The sequence below is a fragment of the Anaeroplasma sp. genome, assembly GCF_034179385.1.
Lineage (GTDB): Bacteria > Bacillota_I > Bacilli_A > Acholeplasmatales > Anaeroplasmataceae > Anaeroplasma.
Genome location: NZ_JAXFPY010000036.1, coordinates 1 through 9916, shown reverse-complemented (window position 1 = coordinate 9916; position 9916 = coordinate 1). Strand labels below are relative to the sequence as shown.

Here is a 9916-nt window from a genome sequence, read left to right as displayed (position 1 = left end):
CTTATCATAATCGCTTAACATTTCTGCCGCTTCCCTTATGATTAAAGAATTATCCTCTAAATATTTTCCAATATCCTTTGTAGATAATAATTTTAACGCTCTATCTAATTCCATTTTACTATCTTCAGGAATTTTTTTAAGGGAGACTAAATATAATTCCATATTATCAAAGAAAGCACTTGTCGAAAAATTCTTATAGCCAATTTTTTGAATGTAATCATCCCCTTCGATATCATGATTACAAATGAAAATAACCTTTGATTTTTCCTTTCTATATTTATAGAATCTTGAATGTAAAATAGATAACTGATAAAGTCCCATTGAAACATCCTCTTCATTTTTTTCATTTGAAACATTGCCACATTCAATCTCTAGTTCAATCATTAAATTAAGCTTATCCACCTTAATATCATAATTCACTGTTTTTAAGGTACATAAATCTCTTTCTCCCGTATCGGTTAATGTAATATCGGATTCCTTTAAATCTAAGTTACAAATCCCATTGAGTAATAGAGTTAAATAATTCTTCTTTCTTTTAATTAACTCCTTGAAATAATAATCGGTTAGACCGATGGCCTCTAATCTTTCTGTCATTTTTTAATCCTCTTTTCTATTTATTTTTTGATTAGCTTTTTTTGCCTTTCATATAATAAATAGTCAAAATCTCAAAAAAATTTTCGCGATTATAAAAAAAACTGAAAAAAAGTTAATTTTTACAGTCTTCTATTTCAAGTAAGTGATATGCGTTTTTACCTAAAATCTTATCTATATCTTCCTTATTTATTCCAGATTCCTTTATGAATTCAATATAAGGTGCACCAATTGCCCATGGGCAATCTGTGGCAAATAATATTTTATCTGCACCATGCTTTAAAACGAATCTTTTGAAATCCTCTTTAGATAATAATGGTATTCTTTTTCCCTTTTGATTGCAATATCCTAAGCTAAATGCAGTATCGATATAAAGATCCTTACCTAATAGCTTAGAATAAACTTGATCCCATAGCCCCCAAGAGCCCATGTGAGCTAAAACGAGCTTACCCTTATGATGTAATCCATTCATCATATTTAAAATTCTATCTGGAGTAATCTTAGGGTCTCCTTTAATTCCAATGTCAATTCCGGCATGTAGAATAACAATTAAGCCAAATTCAAAGGCCTTATCGATAATATTTATATATTTCACATCATCGATATAGGTATCCTGATATGGCGGATGAAGCTTAATTCCTTTTATACCTTCATCCTTAAGACGAATGATTTCTTCTTCATAATCTATATAATCTGGATGTAATCCTCCAAAGGATAAAATATGGGTTTCCTTATATTTTTTATTTACCTCTATTGCAAAGGAATTAATACTTTTTACCTGTTTTGCGCTTGTCGCAACAGGTAAAACCAAGGAATAATCAATATGATTCTCCTCCATTTTGCGTCTTAAATCAGAAATTGTACCATCCGTATATGCACATAAATTACCCTTTTCCTCTAATATAGGGATTGCCTTAGGAGCTATAGAATCTGGAAATGCATGTGTATGAAAATCTATTATCATTGTAATTCATCTACCTTACCACAAGTTACATATACCTTATCCTTCGTATCGACTAATACCTCACCCTCAGGTACGATAACTCGTCTTTCATAGCACATGAAGATTTGATCGACATTTTCTGGCTTCTTCGTAAAGCTTGACACAATAGGTACAATAATAAAGGATACAGCCATACCAAGTACACCCATATAAATGGAATCGGCAAAATCAAACCATAAGATATTATTTGACATTAATTTCGAGTTTACACCAGTTAAGGACAATATTAAGGATACTACTGCAATCAAAACCCCCAAGATAAAGGATGCCCAAATGGATGCCTTAGTTGTCTTTTTCCAATATAATCCATAAAAGAATGGACCAATGAAAGCACCACTAATTGCACCCCAGGATATTCCCATAAGAGATGCAATATCCTTAGTGAATTCCTTAGGGCCATATTCCATAAATGCCGCAAGGCCTGCAGAAACTAAAATAAATACGACAACAAATATTTTAAGAAGCTTCATTTTTGTGATTTCAGATACTTCCTTCTTTGTACCAATTAAATCGAAGGTTACGGTTGCAGCACTCGTATGAACCAAACCAGATAAGGTAGACATCGATGCAGCTAAAACTAATACTAGTACAATCGCAATGACAACGACATTTAATCTTGATACAATTTCAGGAATTACCGTTTTGGCATTTCCTGTAAAGAATAGAGTACCAAATCCGCCCAAGAAATAGCATCCACCAGCAACAATAATAGCAAACACCGTAGAAATGATAGAGCCCTTTCTTATTTGGCCTTCATTTTTAATTGAATAGAACTTACCTACCATTTGAGGAAGTCCCCAGCATCCTAAGGACGTTAATAAAACAACATAAAGTAAATGTATAGGGTCTGGGCCAAACATAGAGGTTAAGGCCCATCCACCCTCTAAAGCTAAAGCCTCCATAGAGGCCATGAAGCCTCCATTAAGGTTTAACGCAAAAACGATAACTAAGGAAATACCAACGAGCATAATTACACCTTGAATGGCAGAATTAATTGCTGTTGACATTAATCCACCAACAATAACATATGCACCTGTTGCAACACTAATAATGAGTACCCAAACCCAGTAAGGTACTGCATCACTAAAGCACACTTGGAATAAATAGGATAAGCCATTATAAAGTGCTGCAGTATAAGGCACTAAGAATACAAATACAATAACCGATGCAGCTATTTTGAGCGGCTTAGAATTAAATCTTTTGCCAAAGAAATCCGGCATAGTAGATGAATTTAAATGCTGGGTCATAATTCTTGTTTTTCTACCTAATACAGCCCAAGCTAAGAAAGAACCAATGAGTGCATTACCTATACCAATCCAAAATGCACTAATACCAAAGGCAAGTCCGAAGGATCCTGCATATCCTATAAATACTACCGCACTAAAGTAAGATGTTCCATAGGCAAATGCGGAAAGCCATGGTCCAACGTTTCTACCACCAAGTACAAAGTCTTGGCTTGTTTTTGCCTTTCTTCTACAATAATAGCCAATATATAGGGTTACTAGAAAGAAAATGACTATAAAAATAATCTTAATCGCCAAATCCATAATTCATTCTCCTAGCTTGTAGTTTCTGCTTCTACTAAGCGAACCTTAGAATAAATTTCTCTTAGCTTTGGCTTTTCAATTTTTCCTGTTGCATTTCTTAATACCTTAGCGAAAATAATCTTTTTCGGACGCTTGTATCTTGGTAAATCAAAACAGAATTGATTTACCTCATCCTCACTCATCATAACACCTTCCTTAAGCTCAATAATAGCTAAGGTAACCTCACCGAGCCTTTGATCAGGAAGTCCAATGACAGCACAATCCTTAATTTTTTCGTGCTTTCTTAGGAAATCCTCTATTTGTACAGGGTAGATGTTTTCTCCACCTGTGATGATGACATCCTTCTTTCTATCCACTAAATAATAGAAGCCATCCTTATCACGCTTAGCCATATCACCGGTATATAGCCAACCATCCTTAATGGATTCCTTTGTAGCCTCGGGGTTTTTATAATATTCTACCATTACACCATCCCCCTTAACACAAAGCTCTCCAACCTCCTCAGGTGCTAAAACCTCGTGGTTCTCTTCATCCATAATCTTAACCTCCCAGCCATACCCTGGTATTCCAATTGCGCCAACATGGCTTAAGTTTTCAACTCCAAGATGAACACAGCCAGGTCCTATAGATTCCGATAATCCATAATTTGTATCATATTGATGAGAAGGGAATACCTTCATCCATCTTTGAATTAAGCTTGGTGGTACAGGCTGTGCACCAATGTGCATAAGCCTCCACGGATTTAAATCATAATCCTTAAGCTTAATATCTCCTCTATCGATAGAATCTAAGATATCCTGTGCCCAAGGTACTAAAAGCCAAACAATTGTACAATGCTCCTCAGATACAGTATTTAAAATCCATTCCGGTTTAATACCTCTAAGTAAAACAGCCTTAGAAGCGGATATCAATGAACCAAACCAATGCATCTTAGCCCCTGTATGATATAGTGGTGGAATACATAAGAAATTATCCTCATGTGATTGGAAGTGATGCTTCTGTTCTACTCTTGCAGAGTGCACTAAGGCCTTATGTAGGTGTCTAATCGCTTTAGGAAATCCTGTAGTACCTGAAGAGAAATAAATTGCGGCATTATCCTCCCCTGTCAATAATACCTCATGCTTTACTGGCGAAAAATAGTCAATAATTTCTAAATAGGTATCCGCAAACGGTACACTACCATCACCCACATAAATTAATGTTTTTACCATTGGGGTATGGTCCGCAATAGGCTCAACTCTTCCAATGAATTCATTACCAAAGATTAAACAGCTACAATCGGCTAAATCTAAGCAATATTTAATCTCATCTGTGGTATATCTATAATTCATAGGTACTGCTAGTGCTCCAGTTTTTAATATTCCAAAATAAATAGGAAGCCACTCTAAGCAGTTCATTAAAAGAATTGCAACCTTATCATTTTTCTTAATACCCTTACTTAAAAGTAAATTTGCTGTTTTATTCGCAAGCTCATCAAATTCAAGCCAAGTAATACTTCTTCTTACCTCTTTTGCTCTTCCTGGCTCTACTAAATTGTATTCTCTCCAGGTACGATAGCTTTCAGGCTTTTTTTGAGGATTGATTTCAACTAAGCATTCTTCATTACCATACTTTTTGGCATTGTCTTCTAAAAAGTCAATAATTGTCATTTTCATTTCCCTCCTAAAATTTAAAAAAATCGTCCTTCCATCAGAAAGGACGATTATAACCGTGGTACCACCTTATTTTACTAATTCATAGTCTCATTAACGATATAACGGTCGCACCCGTCTAGCCTTTTAAGCTAGAGGCTCAAAAGATGTATTCGTCATATTCTTCATAATAGCTTACACCTGCCGCTATCTCTCTTATAATCCGTAATATAACTACTTCTTCTTTATCAACGCAATTTAAAAATATTTCTTCTATTTTAGCATAGGCTAATTTCAAAATCAATTTATAGTATGAATTTATTTGGAATTATAGCCAAGCTCAAAAGCTTTTAGATTAACATCTAATAATTTTGCTGGAACTGTAGATTTAATAACCTCAATCCATTTATCATAGGCTATATCCATCTTCTTAGCCATAACACCAAGTAATACAACATTAACTGCTTTAATGTTACCAGCTTCCTTTGCTAAGCTTGCAGCATCTACAAATGTAGTATTTGCTACTTTAGATAATTTCTTATCGATATCCTTTGGATAGGTTGCTGCACCATTGTTTACTGGCATAGGATTAATTTCTTGGGTATTTGCAATAATATGTCCACCTATCTTTAAATAAGGTAGAGCTCTATATGCTTCTAGCATTTCAAATGCAAGAATAATATCGGCTTCTCCCTTATCTACAATTGGAGAATATACCTTATCGCTATATTTAACATTGGTTACAACAGAACCACCTCTTTGGCTCATACCATGAACCTCAGATAGCTTTACATCATAACCCATTTCAATAACTACATTACCAATGATTCTTGAAGCAAGTAATGTACCCTGACCACCAACACCAACGATCATAATGTTCATATTATGCTTCCTCCTTTACAATTGCATGGAATGGACATACATTAATGCAAAGTCCACAACCATTACACTGTGTCTCATCAATCTTAACTACACCATCCGCCATGGAAATTGCAGGACATCCAAGCTTTAAGCATTGCTTACACTTCTTACATTGATCTGTAATCTTGCAATAACCTGTATATTTTACACCCTTAAGTAATGCACAAGGTCTTTGCGCAATAATAACGGATGGCTCATCTTTTGCAATTTCTTCCTTAACTACAGCCTCAAATGCCTTTACATCAAATGGGTCACAAACTCGAATGGATTTAACACCAACAGCCTCTGATAAAGTAATTAAGTTTACTGGTACAGTTTCTTCTAAATAAATGGTTTTACCTGTTGTAGGATTTTGCTGATGACCAGTCATGCCTGTAATAGAGTTATCTAATATAATTACTGTATTAATTCCCTTATTGTATACAATATCAATTAAACCAGTAATTCCAGAATGGATAAATGTAGAGTCCCCAATAACAGAAACTAATTTTTTAGCAAATTCCTTACCACGAGCCTTTGCCATACCAAAGGCTGCAGATACGGATGCACCCATACAAATTGTGGAATCTACACTATCTAATGGCTTTGTTGCACCTAGGGTGTAGCAGCCAATATCTCCAGAAACGGTTAAGCCTAGCTTCTTTAATGTATAGAATGTGCCTCTATGAGGACATCCTGCACACATTACAGGTGGTCTATTTGGAATAGCTTCCTCAAGCTTATGATATGGTACTGGGTCTATACCAAGTACGACCTTTTTTATCATTGCAGGTGTATATTCACCTAGTAATGTAAATTCATTCTTGCCTTTTACATTACAAACACCTAAGGCTCTTACATGCTCTTCAATAAATGGATCCAATTCCTCAATGATATATACGACATCATGCTTCTTAGCAAAATCTGTAATTAGATCTGTAGGTAGAGGATATACCATACCTAATTTTAAATAATCCACATCATTACCTAAGGCCTCTTTAGAATACATATAAGAAATACCTGCAGTAATTACACCAATTTTTTTACCATTATTCTCTATAGTATTTAGTGTGGTTTTATTTGCAAATTCAACAAGCTTAGCCTGTCTTTCCTCTACAACAACATGCCTCTTTATTGCCATTGCAGGCATCATTACATTCTTAGCTACACTCTTTTCATAATCCTTAAGCTTATAATCAACTCTATCTTCTAATTCTACTAAACCTTGAGAATGAGATACTCTTGTAGATAAACGAACTAACACCGGAACATCATATTCTTCAGATAATTCAAATGCAAGTTTTGTATATTCCTTACATTCCTTTGAATCACTAGGTTCAACCATTAAAACCTTAGATGCCTTTGCATAATGACGAGAATCCTGCTCGTTTTGGCTTGAGTGCATTCCTGGGTCATCTGCAACGCAATATACTAAACCACCATTTACGCCAATGTAGGATACCGTAAATAATGGATCTGCCATTACATTCATACCAACATGCTTCATACAAGACATTGCTCTTGCACCTGCCATAGAAGCACCAATAGATACCTCTGCTGCTACCTTCTCATTAGGTGCCCACTCTACTTGTACTTCACTATACTGTACCATACTTTCAGTGATTTCTGTTGATGGAGTTCCTGGATAAGAGGATACAACACTTACCCCTGCCTCATATGCACCACGTGCAACTGCGGCATTTCCGATTAATAGTTTTTTCATATAATCCCTCAAATCATTTTCAAAAATTTAAAAATATTATATCATGTTACCATAGAAATATTAACTGTTTTTTTATATTTCAACATTTTTTCGTATAGGATATATACAAACATCAAAGAATCATACAAAATTTATAATTCTATATGATTTGCTTTTAAGTTAAATATTTTGTATAATCTTATCGATTCAATTTTATTTGTTCTCGTAGCTCAGCAGGATAGAGCATTCGCCTCCTAAGCGAAAGGTCGTGCGTTCGAATCGCATCGGGAACGCCATTTAGAAGTTAAAACAGCCTCAGAATTTTATGGTTCTAAGGCTGTTTTTTTGTGTTCTTTTATGGTTCTATTCCACCTACCAACTAAATCTACTATAAGTATTTCTTAAAAGTTTTTCTAAATGAAAGTATAGTTGAAATGCATTCATTCATAAGCTGTTTATAATTCGAATGGGCATCGAAAGTCAATCCATTTATGTATTTACAAATCATTGATGTTTTGGAATCATCCATTCTGATCCATTCAAGACCATACCCTAAGAAATAGTAGGCGGAATTATAATCGTTACGCTTATATGTACCATAGTTCTTTCTTTGTGGTTCTTTGTTAATTCTTCTTTTTCTTAATTCATAAGAAGGAATTAATTTTTCAATTAATGTCTTTAATCCCTTGAATGGCAAATAATACATCTTAAGGATTAAAGGCATGCCTATTGATTTTCATTCATCTTATTTTCAAAAAATGAATGTACAATTCCATAGTTATCAATTTCATTAGTTAATTTATTTGCATAAGCAATTGCAACATATAATACAGTAGTAAAATATCTAAAAATTACATATGAATCTTCTTTGCTTTCATAATTTACTCTTTCATTATCCAAATTAATCTTATTTTTAATTAATCTAGGATGTTCCATAATATTGTTTTCATTAAATTCTTTTTTATTCATTTCTAAGAAATGTATCATTATTTCATTAAAATGATTTATTATATATCTTACTGAATTTTCATTACCGCTTAAATTATGATATTTATTTAATGTTTTTTTATATTCTTTTAGATGATTAAATTTTAATTCCCTTTTTATATCTACATTTGTATCCGCTAAAACTTCTAAGCAAGGTGAATTGAGTAATAGCAAACCATCTGATTCATTATTAAATTTATCAAACATTATTTCCACATCTTCACTATCATTATGATCAACATCATAAATCAAAAATATTCCTGAAAAATGATATGTAGGATAATGAAATAATTTTTCAAGTGTTTCATATTCCGTATCAAACGATATCAAAAAATCATGTATACGATTTCGTGGCCCCTCAATGATTACCACATTATCATTATCTGATTTTAATTCATATTTATAAAATTCCCCATAAGATTCAGCAGAAATTTTCTCTTCACATTTTATAACATTGAAGCCATATTTTTCAAAAACACTTTGTAAAATGTTTTTTTCATCATTAGCTCCTTCAACAACTAGTAAATAATTATTAGGCATTTTTTATACTCTCATCGAATACTGAAGATAAATACATCTTCTCCATATTGTTTATTTCTCTAATGTTTGGATAGATTTTAGATAATCTAGCATATTTTGAAAAGCCATTATACCATTTAGCAAAATATACTTGATCTGGTCTTAACAACTGAAGAATATAAGTGTTATGAGAAGAAAATACTAATTGAATCTTTTTCTCTTTTATCACTTTTAAAAATGAGGCTATTGCAGATGGATGAAGAGCTTGTTCTAATTCATCCACAAACAAAACACCGTTTTTAGGCATAGATAATAGAATTGACAAAAGAACACTTTGGCTTCTCATACCTGCAGAAATCATCTCAAATGGCAACTCACCTTTAAAGTTTTCACCTTCAATCACTAAAGAGAAACCGGTATTTGGGTTGTTATTACTATTTAATGAATTCTTTTTCTTTATACTATAAATAGGAAATTCATTATAATTCTTCAAAATTTCTTTAACTTCTTCTGAATAGTTAACTAATAATTCGTTAATGCTCATATTTTTATACATTTTTGATGTGACGAATGCTCCTCTATTTATAAAAGGTAGATTAACAAAAATAAATGAGCTTATAAATGAGTAACATTTTTGAATTGTTTCATCATTAATTTCCGATGATGCTAACTTTCTAATTGCTGGAACCAAAAATGACATATTATCAAAACTAAATGGTTTATTATTATATGAATAGCTTTGCCTATCTCTTTCAATAATAATTTCATCATGCTTTTTTAAGAATTCTTTTGATATATAACCAAGTCTTGATGTTTCAATATAATAATCAAAATCTACATCATCTAACGAAAATAAAAGTTCAATTGAACCAATTATGTTTGACTCATCTTTGCTCTTTTTATATTCTTCAAACAAAAAATTATTGACTACAAATGGAGTTAAAAATTCAACTGGCTCGACCATAAAATTAATTAAGCTAGCAATAGCATTAAATATCGATGTTTTACCACTACCATTATGACCATATAATGCAAT

Annotated in this window: 9 protein-coding genes, 1 tRNA gene and 1 other annotated feature; of the genes, 1 reads left to right on the top strand and 9 read right to left on the bottom strand. The window is 32.9% G+C overall.

What is annotated here, in order from left to right; translation table 11 throughout:
* From SPJ17_RS02455 to iorA, 6 genes are all read right to left on the bottom strand, one after another.
* The coding region (locus tag SPJ17_RS02455; protein ID WP_321092418.1) for a hypothetical protein at positions 1-594 on the bottom strand (594 nt) is incomplete at its 3' end.
* Between the two features lie 112 nt (positions 595-706).
* A complete protein-coding gene (locus SPJ17_RS02450; protein ID WP_321092415.1) occupies positions 707-1555 on the bottom strand; it encodes an amidohydrolase family protein in 849 nt (282 codons plus the stop codon).
* Positions 1552-3141: a sodium:solute symporter gene (locus SPJ17_RS02445; RefSeq protein WP_321092413.1), complete on the bottom strand. Its 1590-nt coding sequence runs from the start codon at positions 3139-3141 to the stop codon at positions 1552-1554. Before SPJ17_RS02445 ends, SPJ17_RS02450 begins: the two co-directional genes overlap by 4 nt.
* An 11-nt stretch (positions 3142-3152) precedes the next feature.
* Positions 3153-4790 carry a class I adenylate-forming enzyme family protein gene (locus tag SPJ17_RS02440; RefSeq protein ID WP_321092410.1) on the bottom strand — a complete coding sequence of 546 codons (1638 nt, stop codon included), beginning with the start codon at positions 4788-4790 and terminating at the stop codon, positions 3153-3155.
* A gap of 42 nt (positions 4791-4832) precedes the next feature.
* Positions 4833-5033 (bottom strand) — a binding site (T-box leader).
* A 57-nt stretch (positions 5034-5090) separates the two neighbouring features.
* A complete protein-coding gene (locus SPJ17_RS02435; protein WP_321092408.1) occupies positions 5091-5654 on the bottom strand; it encodes an indolepyruvate oxidoreductase subunit beta in 564 nt (187 codons plus the stop codon).
* Position 5655: 1 nt separating this feature from the next.
* Positions 5656-7395: an indolepyruvate ferredoxin oxidoreductase subunit alpha gene (iorA, locus tag SPJ17_RS02430; protein WP_321092405.1), complete on the bottom strand. Its 1740-nt coding sequence runs from the start codon at positions 7393-7395 to the stop codon at positions 5656-5658.
* A gap of 198 nt (positions 7396-7593) precedes the next feature.
* Between iorA and SPJ17_RS02425 the strand changes: the two genes are divergently transcribed.
* Positions 7594-7670: transfer RNA gene (locus tag SPJ17_RS02425), tRNA-Arg, on the top strand.
* Positions 7671-7762: 92 nt separating this feature from the next.
* Here the strand turns inward: SPJ17_RS02425 and SPJ17_RS02420 are convergent.
* From SPJ17_RS02420 to SPJ17_RS02410, 3 genes are all read right to left on the bottom strand, one after another.
* Complete coding sequence (locus tag SPJ17_RS02420; protein WP_321092403.1) at positions 7763-8098, bottom strand: hypothetical protein; 336 nt, start codon at positions 8096-8098, stop codon at positions 7763-7765.
* A gap of 2 nt (positions 8099-8100) precedes the next feature.
* Positions 8101-8901: a hypothetical protein gene (locus SPJ17_RS02415; protein ID WP_321092401.1), complete on the bottom strand. Its 801-nt coding sequence runs from the start codon at positions 8899-8901 to the stop codon at positions 8101-8103.
* A partial coding sequence (locus tag SPJ17_RS02410; RefSeq protein WP_321092398.1) for an ATP-binding protein occupies positions 8894-9916 on the bottom strand: 1023 nt, incomplete at its 5' end. The genes SPJ17_RS02415 and SPJ17_RS02410, both read right to left, overlap by 8 nt.